At 72.2% G+C, this 21,126-nt stretch carries 14 protein-coding genes; 7 read left to right on the top strand and 7 right to left on the bottom strand.

What is annotated here, in order from left to right:
* Positions 1-10: 10 nt before the first annotated feature.
* Complete coding sequence (locus tag ACSMXW_RS34600) at positions 11-2,524, bottom strand: DEAD/DEAH box helicase (RefSeq protein WP_485802224.1); 2,514 nt, start codon at positions 2,522-2,524, stop codon at positions 11-13.
* Positions 2,525-2,669: 145 nt separating this feature from the next.
* Here ACSMXW_RS34600 and ACSMXW_RS34605 point away from each other — a divergent pair, with 145 nt between their 5' ends.
* A complete protein-coding gene (locus tag ACSMXW_RS34605; RefSeq protein WP_485802226.1) occupies positions 2,670-3,464 on the top strand; it encodes a metal-dependent hydrolase in 795 nt (264 codons plus the stop codon).
* A 200-nt stretch (positions 3,465-3,664) separates the two neighbouring features.
* Here the strand turns inward: ACSMXW_RS34605 and ACSMXW_RS34610 are convergent, their stop codons facing one another.
* Positions 3,665-5,500: an ABC transporter ATP-binding protein gene (locus ACSMXW_RS34610; protein WP_485802228.1), complete on the bottom strand. Its 1,836-nt coding sequence runs from the start codon at positions 5,498-5,500 to the stop codon at positions 3,665-3,667.
* The gene (locus ACSMXW_RS34615) at positions 5,497-7,410 is read right to left on the bottom strand and encodes an ABC transporter transmembrane domain-containing protein (RefSeq protein ID WP_485802230.1); all 1,914 of its coding nucleotides are present in this window, start codon (positions 7,408-7,410) and stop codon (positions 5,497-5,499) included. The genes ACSMXW_RS34610 and ACSMXW_RS34615 overlap by 4 nt, the downstream gene beginning before the upstream one ends.
* A gap of 354 nt (positions 7,411-7,764) precedes the next feature.
* Here ACSMXW_RS34615 and ACSMXW_RS34620 point away from each other — a divergent pair, with 354 nt between their 5' ends.
* Positions 7,765-8,451: a L,D-transpeptidase family protein gene (locus ACSMXW_RS34620; RefSeq protein ID WP_485808494.1), complete on the top strand. Its 687-nt coding sequence runs from the start codon at positions 7,765-7,767 to the stop codon at positions 8,449-8,451.
* Between the two features lie 73 nt (positions 8,452-8,524).
* Here ACSMXW_RS34620 and ACSMXW_RS34625 read toward each other — a convergent pair whose 3' ends face one another.
* A complete protein-coding gene (locus tag ACSMXW_RS34625; protein WP_485802232.1) occupies positions 8,525-9,001 on the bottom strand; it encodes a MarR family winged helix-turn-helix transcriptional regulator in 477 nt (158 codons plus the stop codon).
* A gap of 154 nt (positions 9,002-9,155) precedes the next feature.
* Between ACSMXW_RS34625 and ACSMXW_RS34630 the strand changes: the two genes are divergently transcribed.
* A complete protein-coding gene (locus tag ACSMXW_RS34630; RefSeq protein ID WP_485802233.1) occupies positions 9,156-10,955 on the top strand; it encodes an ABC transporter ATP-binding protein in 1,800 nt (599 codons plus the stop codon).
* A 43-nt stretch (positions 10,956-10,998) separates the two neighbouring features.
* Positions 10,999-11,850 (top strand): endolytic transglycosylase MltG, encoded by an 852-nt coding sequence (mltG, locus tag ACSMXW_RS34635; RefSeq protein ID WP_485802234.1) that lies wholly within the window; start codon positions 10,999-11,001, stop codon positions 11,848-11,850.
* A gap of 2 nt (positions 11,851-11,852) precedes the next feature.
* Here the strand turns inward: mltG and ACSMXW_RS34640 are convergent, their stop codons facing one another.
* The gene (locus ACSMXW_RS34640; protein ID WP_485802236.1) at positions 11,853-12,962 is read right to left on the bottom strand and encodes an NAD(P)-binding domain-containing protein; all 1,110 of its coding nucleotides are present in this window, start codon (positions 12,960-12,962) and stop codon (positions 11,853-11,855) included.
* Positions 12,963-13,162: 200 nt separating this feature from the next.
* Between ACSMXW_RS34640 and ACSMXW_RS34645 the strand changes: the two genes are divergently transcribed.
* Together ACSMXW_RS34645 and ACSMXW_RS34650 are read left to right on the top strand one after the other, a co-directional pair.
* The gene (locus tag ACSMXW_RS34645) at positions 13,163-13,585 is read left to right on the top strand and encodes a secondary thiamine-phosphate synthase enzyme YjbQ (protein WP_485802238.1); all 423 of its coding nucleotides are present in this window, start codon (positions 13,163-13,165) and stop codon (positions 13,583-13,585) included.
* Positions 13,586-13,934: 349 nt separating this feature from the next.
* Entirely contained in the window at positions 13,935-17,210 is a 3,276-nt protein-coding gene (locus ACSMXW_RS34650; protein WP_485802240.1) for a glycoside hydrolase family 2 TIM barrel-domain containing protein, read from the top strand.
* Between the two features lie 270 nt (positions 17,211-17,480).
* Here ACSMXW_RS34650 and ACSMXW_RS34655 read toward each other — a convergent pair whose 3' ends face one another.
* The gene (locus tag ACSMXW_RS34655; RefSeq protein WP_485802242.1) at positions 17,481-18,257 is read right to left on the bottom strand and encodes an HAD family hydrolase; all 777 of its coding nucleotides are present in this window, start codon (positions 18,255-18,257) and stop codon (positions 17,481-17,483) included.
* Between the two features lie 112 nt (positions 18,258-18,369).
* Here ACSMXW_RS34655 and ACSMXW_RS34660 point away from each other — a divergent pair, with 112 nt between their 5' ends.
* Positions 18,370-19,407, top strand: a complete 1,038-nt coding sequence (locus ACSMXW_RS34660) for a lactonase family protein (RefSeq protein ID WP_485802244.1) — start codon at positions 18,370-18,372, stop codon at positions 19,405-19,407.
* 248 nt (positions 19,408-19,655) lie between these two features.
* Here ACSMXW_RS34660 and ACSMXW_RS34665 read toward each other — a convergent pair whose 3' ends face one another.
* The gene (locus tag ACSMXW_RS34665; RefSeq protein ID WP_485802246.1) at positions 19,656-20,582 is read right to left on the bottom strand and encodes a sirohydrochlorin chelatase; all 927 of its coding nucleotides are present in this window, start codon (positions 20,580-20,582) and stop codon (positions 19,656-19,658) included.
* Positions 20,583-21,126 lie beyond the last annotated feature (544 nt).

Below are 21,126 nucleotides of genomic sequence, written 5' to 3' on the forward strand. Positions count from 1 at the left end.
AAGGGGCGCGTCACAACTGGCCGACGTCGGTGACGCGGACCACGGCCCGGCCCTCCGCGTCGGAGGCCGCGAGATCGATCTCCGCACTGATGCCCCAGTCATGATCACCGTTCGGATCGGCGAAGGTCTGCCGGACGCGCCAGAGTCCGTTCGCCGGCTCCTCCTCGATCATCAGAAGCTTCGGGCCGCGCGCGTCAGGGCCGGTACCGAGGGTGTCGTACTCGTCCCAGTATGCGTCCATCGCCTCGCCCCATGCCTCGGCATCCCATCCGGACTCGGCGTCCATCTCTCCGAGCTCCTCGACATGGTCGAGCGCCGCGAGTTCCACGCGGCGGAACATCGCATTGCGGACCAGGACCCGGAAGGCGCGGGCATTGGAGGTGACCGGCTTGACCTGGTCGGCCTTCTCCTGCGCCTCCTCCGCGGTCATCTCCTCCGGGTTCGCGAGCTGCTCCCACTCGTCGAGCAGGCTGGAGTCGACCTGGCGGACCATTTCGCCGAGCCAGGCGATCAGGTCCTGAAGGTCGTCCGACTTCAGGTCGTCGGGCACGGTGTGGTCCAGCGCCTTGTAGGCGCCGGCGAGGTAGCGCAGCACGATGCCCTCGGTCCTCGCCAGCTCGTAGAAGGAGACGAACTCCCCGAAGGAAAGCGCCCGTTCGTACATGTCCCGTACGACCGACTTGGGCGACAGGGGGTGGTCACCCACCCAGGGATGGCTCCTCCGGTAGGTGTTGTACGCGTGGAAGAGCAATTCCTCCAGCGGCTTGGGGTACGAGATGTCCTGCAGCCGCTCCATGCGCTCCTCGTAGTCGACCCCGTCCGCCTTCATCGCGGCGACGGCCTCGCCGCGTGCCTTGTTCTGCTGGGCGGCGAGGATCTGCCGCGGGTCGTCGAGGGTGGACTCGATGACGGAGACCATGTCGAGCGCGTAGGAGGGCGACTCCGGATCCAGCAGCTCGAAGGCGGCCAGGGCGAACGTCGACAGCGGCTGGGTGAGCGCGAAGTCCTGCTGCAGGTCGACCGTCAGGCGGACGATGCGGCCCTCGGCGTCCGGTTCGTCCAGCTTCTCCACGATGCCGCCGTCCAGCAGCGACCGGTAGATGGCGATGGCGCGCCGGATGTGCCGGAGCTGCTGCTTGCGCGGCTCGTGATTGTCTTCCAGCAGGCGGCGCATCTCCTGGAACGCGTTGCCGGGCCGGGCGATCACCGCGAGCAGCATGGTGTGGGTGACGCGGAAGCGGGAGGTAAGCGGTTCCGGCTCGGACGCGATCAGCTTCTCAAAAGTGTTCTGCGTCCAGCCCACGAAGCCCTCGGGCGCCTTCTTGCGGACCACCTTCCGCCGCTTCTTGGGGTCGTCGCCCGCCTTCGCAAGAGCCTTCTCGTTCTCGATGACGTGCTCGGGCGCCTGCGCCACCACCAGACCCGCCGTGTCGAAACCCGCGCGGCCGGCGCGGCCCGCGATCTGGTGGAACTCCCTGGCGCGCAGCACCCGCACCCGGTTGCCGTCGTACTTGGTGAGCGCCGTGAACAGCACCGTGCGGATCGGCACGTTCACGCCCACACCCAGAGTGTCCGTCCCGCAGATGACCTTCAGCAGCCCGGCCTGAGCCAGCTTCTCCACCAGGCGCCGGTACTTCGGCAGCATGCCCGCATGGTGGACGCCGATACCGTGCCGCACGTAGCGCGACAGATTGCGGCCGAACCTGGTGGTGAAGCGGAAGTTGCCGATGAGCTCCGCGATGCGGTCCTTCTCCTCCCGGCTGCACATATTGATGCTCATCAGCGCCTGGGCCCGCTCGACGGCCTGGGCCTGCGTGAAGTGCACGATGTAGACGGGCGCCTGCCGGGTCTCCAGCAGTTCGGTCAGCGTCTCCGTCAGCGGAGTCAGGCGGTACTCGTACGACAGCGGGACGGGGCGGGTGGCGGAGCGGACCACCGCGGTCGGACGGCCGGTGCGGCGTGTGAGGTCCTTCTCGAACATCGACACGTCACCGAGCGTGGCCGACATCAGGATGAACTGGGCCTGCGGCAGCTCCAGCAGGGGGATCTGCCAGGCCCAGCCGCGGTCGGCCTCCGCGTAGAAGTGGAACTCGTCCATCACGACCTGGCCGACGTCGGCATGCCTGCCGTCGCGCAGCGCGATGGAGGCCAGCACCTCGGCGGTGCAGCAGATCACCGGCGCGTCGGCGTTCACGGAGGCGTCGCCGGTCAGCATGCCCACGTTCTCGGTGCCGAAGAGCTTGCACAGCTCGAAGAACTTCTCCGACACCAGGGCCTTGATGGGGGCGGTGTAGAAGGTGACCTCGTCACGGGCGAGCGCGGCGAAGTGCGCACCGGCGGCGATCATGCTCTTCCCCGATCCGGTGGGGGTCGACACGATCACATTCGCACCGGAGACCACCTCGATCAGCGCCTCCTCCTGGTGCGGGTAGAGGGTGAGACCGCGCTCGGTGGCCCACGACTCGAAGGCCTCGTAGAGGGCGTCGGGGTCGGCGGTCTTCGGAAGCTGATCGATAAGGGTCACACCCCCATCTTGCCCGTCGACCCGACCGAAGAGGCAATCGGACGCTCATGCGAAGATCGCGAACGCTACGCTGAGGCGCCGACGGCACGTCATCGATCGCGGACAACTGCACACGAGGACAAGGGAAACGGGGCGGGATGCAACCATGATGGGACCGGCACACTCACTGTCGGGAGCGGCGGCCTGGCTGGGGGTGGGCGCGGCGGCCGCTGCCGCGGGACACGCCATGCCCTGGCCGGTCCTCCTCGTGGGCGCCCTGATCTGTGCGGGGGCCGCCCTGGCTCCGGATCTGGACCACAAGGCGGCGACGATCTCCCGGGCCTTCGGGCCGATCTCACGGGGGGTGTGCGAGGTCGTCGACAAGCTCTCCTACGCCGTCTACAAGGCCACCCGGATGAAGGGCGACCCCAGGCGCACCGGAGGACACCGCACCCTCACCCACACCTGGCTGTGGGCGGTTCTGGTCGGCGCCGCCACCTCGGCGCTGGCGATCACGATCGGCCGCTGGGCGGTCCTTGCGATCCTCTTCATCCATATGGTGCTGGCCATCGAAGGGCTGCTCTGGCGGGCCGCCCGCGGATCGAGCAGCGATGTGCTGGTGTGGCTGCTGGCGGCGACCAGCGCCTGGATCCTCGCGGGGATCCTGGACCAACCGGGGAACGGCTCGGACTGGCTGTTCACCGCCCCCGGCCAGGAGTACCTGTGGCTGGGCCTGCCGATCGTGCTGGGCTCCCTGGTGCACGACATCGGCGATGCCCTGACGGTGTCCGGCTGCCCGATATTCTGGCCGATACCCGTGGGCCGCAAGCGCTGGTATCCGGTCGGCCCGCCCAAGGCGATGCGCTTTCGGGCGGGGAGCTGGGTCGAGCTGAAGGTCCTCATGCCGCTCTTCATGCTGCTGGGCGGGGTCGGCGCCGCCGCCGCACTGAACGTGATCTGAGGGCGGCGCCCCGGGCGCCGGGGGAACGGCTGCCCGGTCCGCGGCCGCGCTCGGTGGTTCCGCCAGTCCGCTCGCCGGCGCCGTGGCTCAGGACGGTGGATCCGCGGCCTCGGCTTGCCGGCCTGTTCGGTCCGGTCGTGCCACGGCAGCGGACCGTCTGGACGTCGCCCCGGGCGGCCGGTCCAGTCCTCCCAGCCCGCTCACCCGAACCGGCCCGAGAGCTGCCCACCCTCTGGCTCCCGGCCTGGCTGGCCGTGCCACGACCGCCACAGCGCCGCGTAGGCGCCGTCGGCCGCCACCAGTGCGTCATGGCTGCCCAGTTCCCTGATGCGGCCGTCCTCGACGACCGCGATCAGATCGGCGTCATGAGCGGTGTGCAGCCGGTGTGCGATCGCCACGACGGTGCGTCCGTCCAGCACACGGGCGAGCGAGCGCTCCAGGTGCCGGGCCGCGCGCGGATCCAGGAGCGACGTGGCCTCGTCGAGGACGAGGGTGTGCGGGTCGGCGAGCACCAGCCGGGCCAGCGCGATCTGCTGCGCCTGTGCAGGGGTGAGTGCCAGTCCGCCCGAGCCGACCTCGGTGTCCAGCCCGTCGGCGAGCGCGCTCGCCCAGGTACGGGCGTCCACCGCCGCGAGGGCCGCCCACAGCTCGGCGTCCTCGGCCTCTGGGCGGGCCAGCAGGAGGTTGTCGCGCAGCGAGCCGACGAACACGTGGTGCTCCTGGTTGACGAGGGCCACATGGGCGCGGACCTGCTCGGCCGGCATCCGGGACAGCTCGGCGCCACCCAGAGTGATCCGCCCGCTCCGGGGGGCGTAGATGCCCGCGAGCAGCCGGCCCAGGGTGGACTTCCCGGCGCCGGACGGGCCGACGAGCGCCAGCCGTGTGCCGGGCTCCACCTCCAGGGACACCTTGCGGAGCACATCCACGTCCGGCCGGTACCCGAAGTGCACGGCGTCGGCGTGCACGGCCCGCCCCTCGGGGGCGACGGAGGCGTCGCCCTGGTCGGGAGCGATCTCCCGCACACCCACGAGCCGGGCGAGCGAGACCTGGGCGACCTGAAGCTCGTCGTACCAGCGCAGGATCAGCCCCACCGGGTCGACCAGCATCTGGGCGATGAGGGCACTGGTGGTCAGCTGGCCGACGTCGATCCAGCCCTCCAGGACGAAGACACCGCCGATCATGAGCACCGAGCACAGCACGGTCGCGTGTGTGACGTTGACGACGGGGAAGAGCACCGACCGCAGCCACAGCGTGTAGCGCTCCCACGCGGTCCACTGGGCGACACGCCGGTCGGACAGCCCGATGCGGTGCGGGCCGAGCCGGTGGGCCTCCACCGTCCGCCCGGCGTCGACGGTCTCCGCGAGTGCAGCGGCCACCGCGGCGTAGCCGGCGGCTTCCGAGCGGTACGCGGACGGCGCCCGCTTGAAGTACCAGCGGCAGCCCGCCACCAGCAGCGGCACCGCGATCAGCACGGCGGGAGCCACCACAGGGGCGGTCACGGCGAGCCCGCCGAGCAGCAGGGCGGCCCACACGACACCGATGGCCAGTTGGGGCACCGCTTCACGCATGGCGTTGGCGAGGCGGTCGATGTCGGTGGTGATCCGGGACAGCAGGTCACCCGTCCCGGCCCGCTCCAGCACTCCGGGCGGCAGCCCCACGGACCGTACGAGGAAGTCCTCGCGCAGGTCCGCGAGCATCCGCTCACCGAGCACTGCCCCCCGCAGTCGCACCTCCCGCACGAAGTAGGCCTGGATCACCAGGGCGACCGTGAACAGCGTGACGGCCCGCCCAAGGTGGAGCTGGCGCAGCGCGTCGGAGTCCGTCACGTCCTGGACGAGGTCGCCCAACAGGTACGGGCCCGCCATGGAGGCGACGACGGCGATCGCGTTGGCCGAGACGAGCAGCAGGAAGGCCCGCCGGTGGCGGCGGAAGAGTTCGCCGACGTAGGACCGCACGGTGGCGGGGCCGCCCACGGGGAGGGTGTGTGCGGTGGTCGGTGCCGCCGGGTCGTAGGTCGGGGGCGCCAGGCCGATCATGCGGTCTCCTCGATGTCTTCCAGTTGGCCGAGTGTGCTCACGGCCCGCAGCTCGTCGGGGGCCCGGGCTGTCCGGGCGGCCGTGCGGGGCCCGGTTGCCGCGGCACCGGGTGTGCCCTCCTCGGCGGGACCCGCCGCCGGGGCGGACGTCTCGTCCCCGGCTTCGCGGGCCACCACGGCCCGGTACCGCGGCTCGGTGACCATCAACTCGCGGTGGGCGCCCGTGGCGAGGACCGTGCCCTCGTGGACCAGGACGACCCGGTCGGCGCGGTCCAGCAGCAACGGCGAGGAGGTGAGGACCACCGTCGTACGGCCGGCCCGCAGGCCCCGCAGACCCTCCGCGATGCGCGCCTCCGTGTGGGAGTCGACCGCCGAGGTGGGCTCGTCCAGCACCAGCACCTCGGGGTCGGTGACCAGTGATCTGGCCAGCGCGAGTCGCTGCCGCTGGCCGCCGGAGAGGGAGCGGCCGCGCTCGGTGATATGGGCCCGCAAGGGGTCTGCCCGATCCGGCGAGCCCTGCAGGAGGGCGTCCAGGACGTCGGAGCACTGGGCGGCGTCGAGGGCCCTTTCGGGCGTGACCGAGCCCGAGGCGGGGACGTCGAAGAGTTCCCCCAGTGTGCCGGAGAGCAGCACCGGGTCCTTGTCCTGGACGAGGACGGCCGTGCGGGCGGCCTCCAGCGGCAGCTCGTCCAGGGGGACACCGCCGAGCCGGGCGGACGGCGGCCTCGGGTCGTCGGGAGAGGCGTCGTCCGCGGCGTGGCCCCCGAGGCGTTCCGCGAGCCGGCCGGCGGCGTCCGGGTCCCCGCACACCACCGCGGTGAACTGCCCCGTGGGCGCGAGCAGACCCGTCGCCGGGTCGGACAGGTCGCCGCCCGGGGGTGGCGCGGTGTGCGTGCGTGCCCCGCCCGCGTCCGTGGACCGCTGCAGCGACAGCACTCGGGCCGCGCGCTGCGCCGACGGCCGGGAGAAGGAGTACGCCATGGCGATCTCCTCGAAGTGGCGCAGCGGGAAGTTGAGCAGGGTGACGGCGCTGTAGACGGTCACCAGTTCGCCCACGCTGATCCGGCCCTCGCGGGCGAGGTGCACGCCGTACCAGACGACCACGATCAGCAGCGCTCCGGGCAGCAGCACCTGCACCATCGCGATCAACGACCACATGCGGGCGCTGTGCACGGCCGCCTTGCGGACCTCCTGGGAGGCGCGGCGGTAGCGGTCGAGGAACAGTTCCTCGCCGCCGATGCCGCGCAGCACTCGCAGGCCGGCGACCGTGTCGGAGGCCAGCTCGGTCGCCCGGCCCGCCTTGGTGCGCTGCTGGTCGGCCCTGCGCGTCGCACGCGGCAGCAGCGGCAGCACGGCCAGGGCCAGCACGGGCACGCCGATCGCGACGATCACGCCCAGCGCGGGCTGGTAGACGAGGAGACCCGCACAGATGGCGACCACGGTGAGGGCCGCCGCGGTGAAGCGGGAGAGCGCCTCGACGAACCAGCCGATCTTCTCGACGTCGCCCGTGGACACGGCGACCACCTCGCCTGCCGCGACCCTGCGGGTGAGGGTCGAGCCGAGGTGAGCGGTGTGCCGGGCGAGCAGCTGCTGGACACGGGCGGCCGCGGTGATCCAGTTGGTGACGGCGGCGCGGTGCAGCATGGTGTCGCTCATGGCGATCACCCCACCGCACAGCGCGGTGAGCTCGCCGGTCAGGGCGAGCCGTGCGCCGTCGCGGTCCACCACGGCCTGGACGGCGAAGCCGACCAGATAGGGGAGGGACGAGATGGACAGGAATGTCATCAGCCCCCACGCAAGGGACTTCAACTGCCCGCCGAGCTGGTTGCGGCCGAGCCACAGCAGGAATCGGGGACCCGAGCTGGCATCGGGCACACCCGGGTCGGCGTACGGGAGATCTCGGATCTGCATGGTGTCCCAGGGCTCGCAAAGTTGGGAATAGGACGGACAGGTGGAAGAGTGCCGAGGAGATGAGATGGGCTGCGGAGGCGATGAAGGGGATCAAGAGGGTCCGGACCCGGTGATGGGCCGAACCGGCAGGACGGGTGTGGAAACGGGCGGTGAGAGAGGACGTAAACCGTGACAGGCTCCCGGCACGAGGCAGCCCGAAGCAATCGATTTTCCACCGGCGGGCGATGGCTTGTGCCGCGCCTCAGGGGGACCACACCACCTCATAGTGCCCACCGCGCGTCCGCGGGCGGTCCGGTGCCGACGCGTCCGGGCGGGGCGGGCCGCGCCGTGCGCACCGCTGTGACCTGCGGGGTTCTGGTGGCTGCGCTCGTTGCGTGCGGGCAGCAGGACGACCCGGGCACGCCGAAGAACGGGGCGGGCGCGGAGCGGACCCAGCACGCCCGCCCGCGCTCGGTCGGTCTCGACCGGATCCCCGATGTGGGTGACAGGCTGCGGCGGCGGATCCCGGCCGACTCCCGCCAGGTGGTCGCCGTCTACGGCAAGGGCGCGGACTCCCCGGAATCCACCGTGACGTTGTTCACCAAACAGGGAGCGGTATGGCACAAGGGCCGTACCTGGCCCGCGCACAACGGCAGGAAGGGATGGACGCGCGCACACCACGAGGGCGACAAGCGAAGCCCGGTGGGCGTGTTCACGCTCAGCGACGCGGGCGGGGTGCTGCCCGACCCGGGTGCCAGGCTGCCGTACACCGCGTCCGCGGCGTTCCAGGCCCCGGCCTTCTGGGGCAAGGCGTACCACCACGACTTCGACTACGTGATCGCGATCGACTACAACCGCGTCAAGGGCACACCGCCCAATGATCCGACCCGTCCCCAGGGTTATGGCAAGGGCGGCAGCATCTGGCTGCACATGGACCACGGCAGCGGCACGTCGGGATGTGTGAGCCTGCCCAAGACGGCCATGGAGTACCTGCTGCGCACGCTGGACCCCGGTCGGCATCCGGTCGTGGTCATGGGGGACAGCGCGGACCTGGAGACCTAGGGGGTTTTTGAGGGATCTCCGTGGGAGAGTGCGTGCCGGGCGTCGCGACGCCGCGGAGATCCATCAGAAGCCCCTAGACCCGCGCAGCGGGCGACCGTTCGTCCCTCGTCCGGACGTCGGGGTCCTCCAGCAGGGCGGACAGCAGCTCGCCCAGGGCGTCGCGCTGATGGCCGTTCAGCGGTGCCAGGATCTCCTCCGCGGCGACCCTGCGCGCACGCCGCAGCTCCTTGAGCGCCTGGCGTCCGTGGTCGGTGATCTCGATCCGTATCACCCGGCGGTTGACGGGATCGGGGGCGCGGCGCACCGATCCGCCACTCTCCAGGCCGTCCACCAGCGTGGTCACGGCCCGGGGCACCACCTCCAGATGGCGTGCCAGGTCGGCCATGCTGGGCGGCGCCCCGTACTGCGCAAGGACACGCAGTAGCCGGGACTGGGCCGGCGTGATGCCGAGTCCGGACCGCTCCAGGTGGCGCTTCTGGATGCGGTGCACACGGCGCGTCAGGCGCAGCAGTTGCTCGGCGAGCAGGCCGTCGGCATCTGGGGTGCTCATGCGGGAACCATATCAGGACTCCCATCATTGTGAGTATAGGTAACAATGAGCTAGGCTCTGTAGATCCTCGCCGGCGTGTGCCGCCCACTCGCCGTTCCGCGTGTCCGCAGACCTCTCATGCCCCTTTCCGCCGCCCCGATCACCGTAGGAGCCCATGCGCATCGACCAGTCCGACTGGACGCCGCCCGCCGTCGATCCGGACCAGCCCCGCCAGACCCGCCGTATCCTCCGTCTCTTCCGCCCCTACCGCGGCCGCCTCGCCGTCGTCGGCCTGCTGGTCTGCGCCTCGTCCCTGGTGTCGGTCGTCACGCCCTTCCTCCTCAGGGCCATCCTGGACACGGCCATCCCGCAGGGCCGTACCGGCCTGCTGAGCCTGCTCGCCCTGGGCATGATCCTCAGCGCGGTGGTCAGCAGCATCTTCGGCGTGCTGCAGACGCTCATCTCGACCACCGTCGGCCAGCGCGTCATGCACGACCTGCGCACCGCCGTGTACGGCCGCCTGCAGCGCATGTCGCTGGCGTTCTTCACCCGCACCCGCACCGGCGAGGTCCAGTCGCGCATCGCCAACGACATCGGCGGCATGCAGGCCACGGTCACCTCCACGGCCACCTCGCTGGTCTCCAACGTCACCAGCGTCGTCGCGACGGTCGTGGCGATGGTCGCGCTGGACTGGCGGCTGACCATCGTGTCGCTGCTGCTGATGCCGGTGTTCGTGTGGATCAGCCGCAGGGTCGGCCAGGAGCGCAAGAAGATCGCCACACAGCGGCAGAAGCAGATGGCCACGATGGCGGCCACCGTCACCGAATCCCTCTCCGTCAGCGGCATCCTGCTCGGCCGCACCATGGGCCGGGCCGATTCCCTCACGCGTTCCTTCGCGGTCGAGTCCGAGGGCCTGGTCGACCTGGAGGTGCGGTCGAACATGGCGGGCCGCTGGCGTATGGCGGTCATCACGATCGTCATGGCCGCCATGCCCGCCGTCATCTACTGGGCGGCGGGCCTCGCGTTCCAGCTCGGCGGCCCGACCGTCTCGATCGGCACGCTGGTCGCCTTCGTCTCCCTCCAGCAGGGCCTGTTCAGGCCGGCGGTCAGCCTGCTGGTCACCGGTGTGCAGATACAGACCTCGCTCGCGCTCTTCCAGCGCATCTTCGAGTACCTCGACCTGCCCATCGACATCGAGGAGCCGGCGCGTCCGGTGCGCCTCGGCGAGGTGAAGGGTGAGATCCGCTTCGAGGGCGTCGGGTTCCGCTACGACGAGAAGGCCCCGCCGACGCTCGACGGCATCGACCTCACCGTCCCGGCGGGCAGCAGCCTGGCCGTCGTCGGGCAGACCGGGGCGGGCAAGTCGACGCTGAGCTACCTGGTCCCGCGGCTGTACGACGTGACGGCGGGCCGCGTCACCATCGACGGTGTCGACGTGCGCGACATGGACTTCGAGAGCCTCGCGCGCGCGGTCGGTGTGGTCTCCCAGGAGACCTACCTCTTCCATGCCTCGGTGGCGGACAACCTCCGCTTCGCCAAGCCGGACGCCACCGACGAGGAGCTGGTCACCGCCGCCCGCGCCGCCCAGATCCACGACCACATCGCCTCGCTGCCCCAGGGGTACGAGACGCTCGTCGGGGAGCGCGGCCACCGCTTCTCCGGCGGCGAGAAGCAGCGCCTGGCGATCGCCCGCACCATCCTGCGCGACCCGCCCGTGCTCATCCTGGACGAGGCGACCAGCGCACTGGACACCCGCACCGAGTATGCGGTGCAGGAGGCCATCGACGCCTTGTCGGCCGACCGGACCACCATCACCATCGCGCACCGGCTCTCCACCGTCCGCGGCGCCGACCAGATCGTGGTGCTGGAGGCCGGCCGGATAGCCGAGCGAGGAACGCACGGGGAACTCCTCGAGGCCGGCGGGCGCTATGCGGCACTGGTCCGCAGGGACGCACGACTGGAGCAGGCGAAGTGAAAATATGCCCGGTTTCCACCCTTATGCGGGATACCGTGCCGCCATGAGATCCACACCCCCGCGACGGAGGCGGAGCAAGGTCCGGCTGACGCGCCGCGGCCGGCTCGTGGTGAGCACCGTCTGCGCGCTCACCCTCGGGGCCGTCATCGCGGTGATCGTGACAGCGCTGCTTCCGGACGACGACCATCCGGAGCCGCCGCAGATGCTGACGATTCCCGAGGGCTGGCGCGCCAGCCAGGTGTACGAGGCCGTGGACAAGGTGCTCGCCATTCCCGCGGGCACGACCAAGAAGTCCGTGGCCCAGGCGCACCTCGCGCTGCCCCAGGAGGCGCGGGGTAATCCGGAGGGCTACCTCTTCCCGGCCACGTACCCGATCACCCAGCAGACCACGCCGGCGTCTCTGCTGGCCGCCATGGTGGAGACCGCCAACAAGAAGTTCAGCGAGCGGGGCGTGGCGGCGAGGGCCCAGGCCAACGCCCTGAACGGCTATCAGGCCATCACCATCGCAAGCGTCGTCCAGGCCGAGGCGGCCAACCAGGATGACATGGGCAAGGTGGCACGGATCGTCTACAACCGACTCTCCCGTGGTATGCCGCTGCAGATGGACTCCACCCTCAACTACGCCCTGAACCGCTCCACGGTGCACACCACCGAGAAGGACACGAAGCTCAACAGCCCCTACAACTCGTACAACAGGATGGGCCTGCCCCCGACGCCCATCGGCAACCCGGGCGACCAGGCGTTGCGCGCAGCGGTCGACCCCACGCCGGGCGACTGGTTGTACTTCGTGACCGTCAAGCCGGGGGACACCCGTTTCACCTCGAGGTACGAGGAGCAGATGCGGAACGTGGCGGAGTTCAACCGCAATCACCGGGCCGCCCGGATGGCGAGCTGAGCTCAGGCCGCGACCGGCTCCCCGGGCTTCCGGGATTCCCCGAACTCGCCCGCGAACAGCCGCCGGATGTCCCGCACCGCCGCCCGCCCCGCCCGGTTGGCCCCGATGGTGCTGGCCGAGGGGCCGTAGCCCACGAGGTGGATGCGCGGGTCCGCCACCACCCGGGTGCCGTCGACCCGGATCCCACCGCCGGCTCCCCGCAGTCGGAGCGGCGCCAGGTGGTCGACGGCGGCCCGGAAGCCGGTCGCCCAGAGGATGACGTCGGCCTCGACCCGGTGGCCGTCCCGCCACACCACGCCCTCGGGGACGATCCGGTCGAACATGGGCAGCCGGTCCAGCACGCCCTCGGCGCGCGCCCGGCGGATGGCGTCGGTGAGGGGCAGGCCGGTGACCGAGACCACGCTCAGCGGCGGCAGCCCCTGCCGGACCCGTTCCTCGACGAGCGCCACGGCCTCCCGGCCCCGGTTCTCGTCGAAGGGGCCCGCACGGAAGACCGGAGGCCGGCGCGTCACCCAGGTCGTCGCGGCGGCGTAGGGGGCGATCTCCATGAGGTGCTGGGTTCCCGACGCCCCGCCGCCCACCACGACGACCCGCAGCCCGGCGAACTCCTCGGGGCCCCGGTACTGCGCCGTGTGCAGCTGGCGCCCGCGGAAGTCCCGCTGACCGGGGTAGCGAGGCCAGAACGGCCGGTCCCAGGTGCCGGTGGCGTTGACCAGCGCCCGTGGCGCCCAGTTCCCCGCCGAGGTCTCCACCAGCAGACGGCCGCCGGTGCCCTCGCGCACCGCGTGGACGTCCACCGGGCGCCGGACACGCAGGTCGAACGTCCGCTCGTACGCGGCGAAGTACTCGGTGATCACCTCGGACGACGGCCGGGCGGGATCGGCGTCGGTCAGCTCCATGCCCGGCAGGGAGTGCATGCCGTGCACCACTCCGTAGGTCAGCGTCGGCCAGCGGAACTGCCAGGCGCCACCGGGTCCCGGCGCATGGTCGAGCACGACGAAGCCGGGGCCCGGCTCGAAGCCGGTGCGGCGCAGGTGGAAGGCGCTGGACAGCCCGGCCTGTCCCGCGCCGATGACCAGCACGTCGAGGTCGGTACCCACGAATTCGTTCACGGTTCTACTAACTTTCCGGCACCGCCGAATCTTCCCCACACGCCGTCCGTGCCCGTGCCCGCGCTCGCTCCTACGCCTCCGCGCCCGCGCCTCCGCGCCCCCGCCCCAGCCCCCGTCCGTCACACCCCGCCGGGCGCCCGGATCACGGCGCGTCCCCGTGGCGACACGGTGAAATACGTGTCCCGGGGCAGGATGGGGCCATGTCCGAAGCCTTCAGCACGCGCGTCCTGAGTATCACCACGGGATCCGACGAGACCGTCGTCGACATCACCCGCACCTGCGACACGTACCTCAGGGAGGTGGCCCCCGGCAGGAACGGTCTGCTCAATGTGTTCGTACCGCACGCCACCGCCGGGATCGCACTGATCGAGACGGGCTCGGGCAGCGACCACGACCTGCTGGCGGCGCTGCGCGACCTGCTCCCCGCGGACGATCGGTGGCAGCACCGGCACGGCAGCCGCGGGCACGGCCGGGACCATGTCCTGCCGGCGTTCGTACCGCCGCACGCCACGCTGCCCGTGCTCGACGGGAGCCTGGAGCTGGGCACCTGGCAGTCGGTGTGCCTGGTCGACACCAACGGGGACAACCCGCGCCGGACGGTGCGTCTGACCTTCCTCGGCTGACCGCGCCGCCGCCTCCCCGGCGCATGGACCACGGCTGCCCCGGCGCATGCCGCACGGTTGCCCGGACGCATGCCCACGGCTGCCCCGGCTCAGCCGGTTGCCCCCCGATTCAGCGGGTTGCCGGCAGCGGTGCCCCAGCGGCTGCCCTCGGGCCCGACCCGTGGCTGCCCTCGTTCGCCGTCCAGCCGGGCCCGACAGGGCTTCCTGTACGACATATTGAGCCATCTTGGAAAGGTTTGTTTGGTTCATTGACTAAATCAAACAGAGAGCGACACACTCGCCATCGTTCGGCCAGCGCGGCGGCGCCGTCCGGAGCGCCGCCGCGACGACCACGGTCCAGGAGGCACGGATGGCGATCTCACGAAGAACGGCTCTGAGCGGGGTGGGCGTGGCTGCACTCGGGGGTGCGGCGGCCCGGCAGACGGCCGCGGCCGCGCCCGCGTCGGCCGCCGTCGGCGGGCCGGCCGGCAGCGGTGGCCCGGCGCCGGACCTGCTCGCGGACGCCGCGTCCGCCCGCACCGTCGACCTCCGCCAGGGCTGGCGCTTCGCCCTGGTCAACACCACGGGGGACGAAGCCGCCCAACCGGACGCCGGTGACCCGGGCTGGCGCGACGTGGACCTCCCGCATGACTGGAGCATCGAACTCGACCCGCGCCGCGACGCGCACACCACCGCGGGCAGCGGCTACCTGCCGGGCGGGCTCGGCTGGTACACGAAGACCTTCACCCTCCCGCCGGCGACCGCGGGGAAGCGGCTGGCCGTGGAGTTCGACGGCGTCTACATGGACGCGCAGGTCCACTTCAACGGCGAGCTGGTCGCCGCCCACCCGTACGGGTACACGGGGTTCGCCGCCGACCTCACCTCCCTGGCGCACACCGACGGAACGACGCGGAACACGCTCGCGGTCCGGGTGCGCAACCAGGTACCCAGCAGCCGCTGGTACTCGGGCAGCGGCATCCACCGCGACGTGCGCCTCATCGTCACCGACCCCGTCCACCTCACCCGGCACGGTGTCACCGTCACCACCCCGCGGCTCACCGAGACGATCACCGCCGGGCACGCCGAGGTGCGGGTGGCGGCGGTCGCCGTCAGCGCGGAGCGCACCGTTCCGGCAGAGGTGACGGCGGTCGTGGAGGACCCGGCGGGCAGGATCGTGGCAGACGGCCGCACCACCGTCACCCTCACCGGTACCCCCGCCACCGCCACGATCAGCCTGCGGGTCGACCACCCCAGGCTCTGGTCCACGGAGCCGTCCGCCGGACGCCCGGCCGGAGAGCCTACGACGGCGCTGTACACCGTGCGCACCCGCGTCAATGTCGACGGCCGCACCTGCGACGAGACCCGTACCTGCTTCGGCTTCCGTCACTTCGCCTTCGACCCCGACCACGGCTTCTCCCTCAACGGCCGGCGTACCAAGCTGCACGGCGTCAACCTCCACCACGACCTGGGGGCGCTCGGCTCCGCGTTCCACCCAGACGCCGCCCGCCGCCAGCTGACGCTGATGCGCCGGATGGGCGTCAACGCGCTGCGGACCTCGCACAACCCGCCCGCGCCCCAGCTCGTCGACCTCTGCGACGAGCTGGGGATCCTGCTGATGGTGGAGGCCTTCGACTGCTGGCGAACCCCCAAGAACCGGTACGACTACGGCCGGTTCTTCGACGAGCACGGCCAGGACGACATCACGGAGATGGTGCGGGCCGCGAGGAACTCGCCCGCGGTGGTGATGTGGTCGATCGGCAACGAGATCCCCGACAGCACGAGCGCCGCGGGGGTGCCGATGGCCAAGGCGCTGATCGAGGCGGTCCGGGCCGCCGACCCCACCCGGCCGGTGGTGATCGGCTCCGACAAGTACCGGGGCGTGCCCGCGGACGGCTCGCCGCAGGACCTGATCCTGCGGATGCTGGACGGCGTCGGGCTGAACTACAACACCGCGGTCTCCGTGGACGCCCTGCATGCGAAGTACCCGGACACCTTCTTCTTCGAGTCCGAGTCCTCCTCGTGCACCTCGACCCGGGGCGTCTACGACAACCCGGACCAGCTCAACACCGGCGAGAACTACTCGCCCGGCCGGCGCGGCGTCTCGTCCTACGACAACAACCTCGAGACGTGGACCATGAGCGGCGAGTACGTGCTCAAGAAGGACCGCGACCGGGAGTTCCACGCCGGGCAGTTCGTGTGGACCGGCATCGACTACATCGGTGAGCCCACCCCGTACAACGACGTCTTCCCGGTGAAGTCGTCCTTCTTCGGCGCCGTGGACACCGCCGGGTTCCCCAAGGACCAGTTCTTCCTCTTCCGCAGCCAGTGGAGCGACGAGCCGATGGTGCACCTGGTGCCCATGGACTGGACCGGCCACCGCCCGAAGGAGGAGGTGGTGGTGTGGGCCTACAGCAATGTCGAGGAGGTCGAGCTGTTCCTCAACGGAACCTCGCTCGGCACCCGCCGCTTCGACCGCAAGACGACCCCGTACGGAGCCGCCTACCTGGAGACCACCGAGGCCACCGGCGATGACAAGACCGTCACCTCGGGCCCCTACCCGGGCAGCTACACGAGCCCGAACGGCAGCGCTGGGCACCTGCACCTGACGTGGCGGGTGCCGTTCGCCCCCGGGAAGCTCGTCGCGGTGGCACGGCGGGACGGCGCGGAGGTCGCCCGTGACGTGCTGCGCACCGCCGGGCAGCCGGCCGCGCTGCGGCTGACCGCGGACCGGGAGGAGGTCGCGGCCGACGGCCGTGCGCTCTTCTTCGTCACCGCCGAGGTGACCGACGCACGGGGCGTGACCGTGCCGGACGCCTGCCACGCGCTGACGTTCACCGTGACCGGCGGCCACCTCCTGGGCGCCGACAACGGCCGGCAGGAGAGCGCCGAGAACTACCGCTCGGCCACCAGGACGGCCTGGGGCGGCAAGGCCCTCGCGATCGTACGGGCGGGCCGGGACGCGGGGACGATCACGGTCACCGCCCACGCGGAGGGGCTGCGGCCGGACTCCGCGTCGGTGACGGCCCACGGCGGCTACGGTGGCCACGGCGGCCGCAGCGGCCAGGACGGGCCCCGGAGCCACGGCGGCCACGGCGGCACGCCGGCCGCCCGGATCACCTCAGGAACGCCCGCCCCGCCCACCACGCCCGTCCCGCTCACCCCGCCGGTCGCCGATTCCGCCGCCACGCCCGGCCCCGAGGCGGATGCCGGCTTCTCGGGCGCCCCCGGCACCGTCCCCGCGCACATGCTGGACGGCGACCCCTCCACCGCCTGGTCCAACGCCTACTCGATGGCCGCCACAGCCCTGCTGCCCGAGATCAGCAGGGCGCACCCCACTGCCTGGGTCTCGCTGACCTGGCCGGAGCGTCGCCAGTTCCAGGGGGTGGAGGCGGTGTTCACGGCCGACGGCAGGCACGCTCTGCCGGCCTCGATCCGGGTGAGCCACTGGAACGGCAGGGAGTACGTGCCCGTGGACCACCCCGCCGTCACCTGGGCGGCCGACTCGGACCAGCCCACCCGGGTGACCTTCGAGCCGGTGGCCACCACCGCCCTCCGGCTCGACATGGCCAGCCGGCATCCCCACGAGCCCAACGGCTTCCTGCGGCTGGTCGCTCTCCGGGGCCTGCCCGCCGGCGAGCAGGACTGAGCAGAGGGCTGCCCCGCTCGGGCGCGCGGGTGGTCGGCGTCCCGCTCGGGTGCGCGGCTGCTCCGCACGGTACCCGGCGCCGGAGCAGGCGTGCCGTCGGCCGCACGGCCACGTGGCCCACCACGGTCACGTGGCCACCGGTCCCACCTGACGACGCTCCGGGGTGTCGGCGCCCCGACGTGTGCACCATCCGGTGTCCATGCCCCGACGTGTCCACGCCGCGACATGGCCCGGCGAGGCGTCGGCCTGCCCTCCACCCGGGGTACGGGCCTACTCCTCGGCCGGCGCCTCGGCAGCGTCCCCGCCGTCCCGTCCCCCTCCCGCCCCCATCACCCACGCGAACGCGGCCCCGGCCGTGAACTCGCGCTGGCCGCCACGGAACAGCAGCCCCGCGGAGGCGAACCCGGGATCGTCGGCCTGCGCGGCCACGTAGGGCACCGCGATGCAGCGCATCCCCGCGGCCCGGGCGGCCGCCGCACCGGGCGCGGCGTCCTCCACCACCACGCAGTTCCCGGGGGCGGCGCCGAGCCGCCGGGCCGCCTCCAGAAAGGTGTCGGGGGCGGGCTTGCCGCGGGCGACCTCGTCGGAGGAGACCGTCACGGGCAGCAGAGCCGCCAGGCCCGTGCCCGACAGAACCGCCTCGATCGCCGCCCGTGAGGACCCGGAGGCCACCGCCATCGGCACCCCCGCCGCCCCCAGCCGTTCGACGAAGGACCGCATCTCCGGGTAGACCCTGGCGTCGGTGCGCGCCAGCCGCAGATAGCGGCGCTCCAGGTCCGCCAGCAGTTCCTCCACGGACGCCGCGATCCCGTACCGCTCCCGCCACAGCACCACCGTCTCCCGGGTGCTGATGCCGACATAGCTCTCGTGCTCCTGCCAGGTGAAACCGGTGACGCCGTGGTCGGCGAGGGTGCCGCGCCCCGCCTCGTAGTAGAGCGGCTCGCTGTCCACCAGCGTGCCGTCCAGGTCGAAGACGACGGCCGGCGTGGCGGTGGCGGCGGTCGGGGGACGAAGGGCCTGACATGTGCTGTTGCCGGGGCTGCTCATGCCTCCCAGCATGCCAACCCGGCACAGCCGGCGCGGCGGCCATTTGGTCCGGACCTGAGGCCGGGGACTGCTACCGTCGGCCGCGACAGCGTGGAGCCGAGAGGGGACAACAGTGGGCAAGGCGGGTAGTCGGGCATATATCGGATCGTTCACCGCGGCCGGCGGCAGAGGCGTGCTCACGGCCGCCGTGCATCCGGACACCGGCGCGCTGACCGTGCTGAGCGCCACCGACGCGGTCCCGGACCCGTCGTACCTCGCGCTCTCGGCCTCCGGCGGGACCCTCTACGCGGTGAGCGAGACGAACGACGGCGCGCTCGCCGCGTTCGACGTGACCCCCGAGGGCCCCCGGCCCGCCGGCGAGCCGGTGCGCGTCGGCGGCGACGGCCCCACGCACCTGGCCCTGTACGCCGGGCACGCGCTGACCGCCAACTACGGTTCGGGCAGTGTGACCGCGGTGCCCGTACGGCCCGACGGGCGGCTCGGCGCGCGGGCCTCCGTGCTGCTGCACGAGGGCCGCGGCCCGCATCCGCAGCGCCAGCAGGGCCCGCACGCCCACCAGGTGCTGCCGGATCCCAGCGGGCGGTGGGCGGTGAGCGTCGACCTCGGCACCGACTCGGTGCGGGTCTGCGCGCTCGACCCGTCCGGTGGCCTCAAGCTCCATCACGAGACGGCGCTGCGGCCCGGCTCCGGCCCACGCCACCTCGCCTTCCACCCCCGCGGCCACCGCGCCTACGTCCTGAACGAACTCGCCCCTGCGGTGACCGTCTGCCGCTGGAACGCCGCCGACGGCGTGCTCCAGCCGGGGCCGGAGATCGCCGTGCTCACCGGTGCGCCGGACGGCGACGCCTACCCGTCCGAGATCGTGGTCGCCCCCGACGGCCGGTTCGCCTGGACGGCGACCCGTGGCGAGGACGTGATCTCGGTGCTGGCGCTCGACGCCGACGGTGAACGCCTCACCGTCGCCGCCATGGTGCCGTGTGGCGGCCACTGGCCCCGCGACCTGGCCGTCCACCCCTCCGGGCGGTTCCTGTACGTGGCGAACGAGCGGTCCGGGGACGTCACCTGGTTCACCCTCGACCCGGAGACCGGGTTGCCGGCCCGGGCCGGCGCCGTGCAGGCCCCGGCGGCCTCCTGTGTGATCTTCGACTGACCGCCTGGCGTCCGGGCTCCGGGGAGGCCGGCGGGGGAGGCGCGCCGGTGCACGGGGTGGTCTTGACGGTGCACGAGGTGATCGTGCACGAGGTGATCAACCGGAGGTGCATGAGACGGTCGTGGAGGGTGCACGAACAGCCCCGGAGGCGCACCACATGGTCGCGGAGGCGCACGACGGTGCCCCGGCGGTTCACGAAGGGCCCGCTCGGTGGAGCGGGCCCTTGCGGGTGATCGTGTGCCGGTCGGTCAGCGGCCGGCCGTCCCCTGCTGCTGCAGCTTGATGCCCACGGCCGCGGCGTACTGGGACAGCGCCAGCCTGCCGATCGCCGGATAGGCGCCGAGTGGCTCGGCGGTCGAGCAGCCTGCCTCCATGGCCGCGGCCTCGAGCCGGGTGCGGTCGACCTCGGGGCCGATGAGGTACGGGGCGAGTGCCAACTGCCCGGAACCGGCCGCCTGCAACTCCTTGGCGGTGGTCGCGACGGCGCCGTCCTCGTCGAGGGCGGCCGCCATCACCGGGACCGCGAGCCGTGCGGCCAGCAGCATCCCCGTGATGCCCGCGGCCTGCACGGCCTCCGCACCGCCCACGGACGCGAGGATGATGCCGTCGGCCGCGGTGGCCACGGTGAAAAGCCGGGCCCGGTCGGCGCGCGCCAGGCCCGCCTCGGAGAGGCGCACGTGCAGCGCCTCGGCGAGCAGCGGGTGGGGGCCGAGCACATCGGTCAGTTCGGCCGGCGCCCCACTGGCGGCCACCTCCTGGCGGATGCGGTCGAGCAGCGCCGGGTGCGGGCCCGCGAGGAGCGGCACCACCACGGCGGCCGGGCCCTCGGGCTCAGTCACCTCGGCGCCGGCGGCCTTGGCCTGCTCGTAGCGGGCTGTGCGCTCCTCCACGGTTCGGGTGAGTACCGTCGCAAGTCCGGGGAACTCGGCGTCGTCCCCCTCCCCGTCCACGTAGCCGATGCGGCCGTCCAGGCCGGGGAGTTCGGAGCGCGCGATGCTCACGACCTCCTCGGCGAGACTGCGCGTGTCCGTGCCGGGGGTGCCCGGCACCGCGAGAACGAGCGCGGGTGCACCCTCGGGAGCCACGGCAGGCTCCGGGCGGCGGTGTCGCCCCGACCGGCGGGGCGGCGGCATTCGTACAGGCAGGCCGGAAGCGGGCCCAGTGGGGGAGCTCATGGCGCCGCATGCTACTGGCTTTCCGGGCATCTCTGTTCGGGGAGGGGCTTCTGAGCGGTGTATATCCCTGTTTGTCGGAGTGGCGGATTGGGGCGGTGCGCCACAGATGGTGTCGATGGGGATGACGGGGAGGGGATGGGAGATACCGCCCTATTCACACGAGAGCCGACCGCGCGCGCCCGCGCCGCGCGCGGTGCGGAAGGGGCCGGTGAGCAAGAGGGGCCGGTGAGCACGGGCTCGTGGGGTGAGCCGGGACAGGATCCGCGCATACGGGGCAGGCCCGTCTGCGCGGAATCGGCCCGGCGGCCGCGGGAGCGCTTGGGGCGGTCCCGGCCGCACTTCCGGGCCTGTTCGCGACGGCGGTCGCGGACAGGCCCGATGACGATCGCCGACACGTTCCGGACGGCGGACGCGGCCGGAGCCGGACGCGGGCGCGGACCGGAGCCGGACGCGGGCGCGGACCGGGGCCGGACGGTGTCGGCGGTGCAGGACCGGGGCCGGACGGTGGTCGCTGAAGGCGGCCGGCCACGCCGTGGGCACAGGA

The organism is Streptomyces sp. DSM 116793, assembly GCF_057320905.1.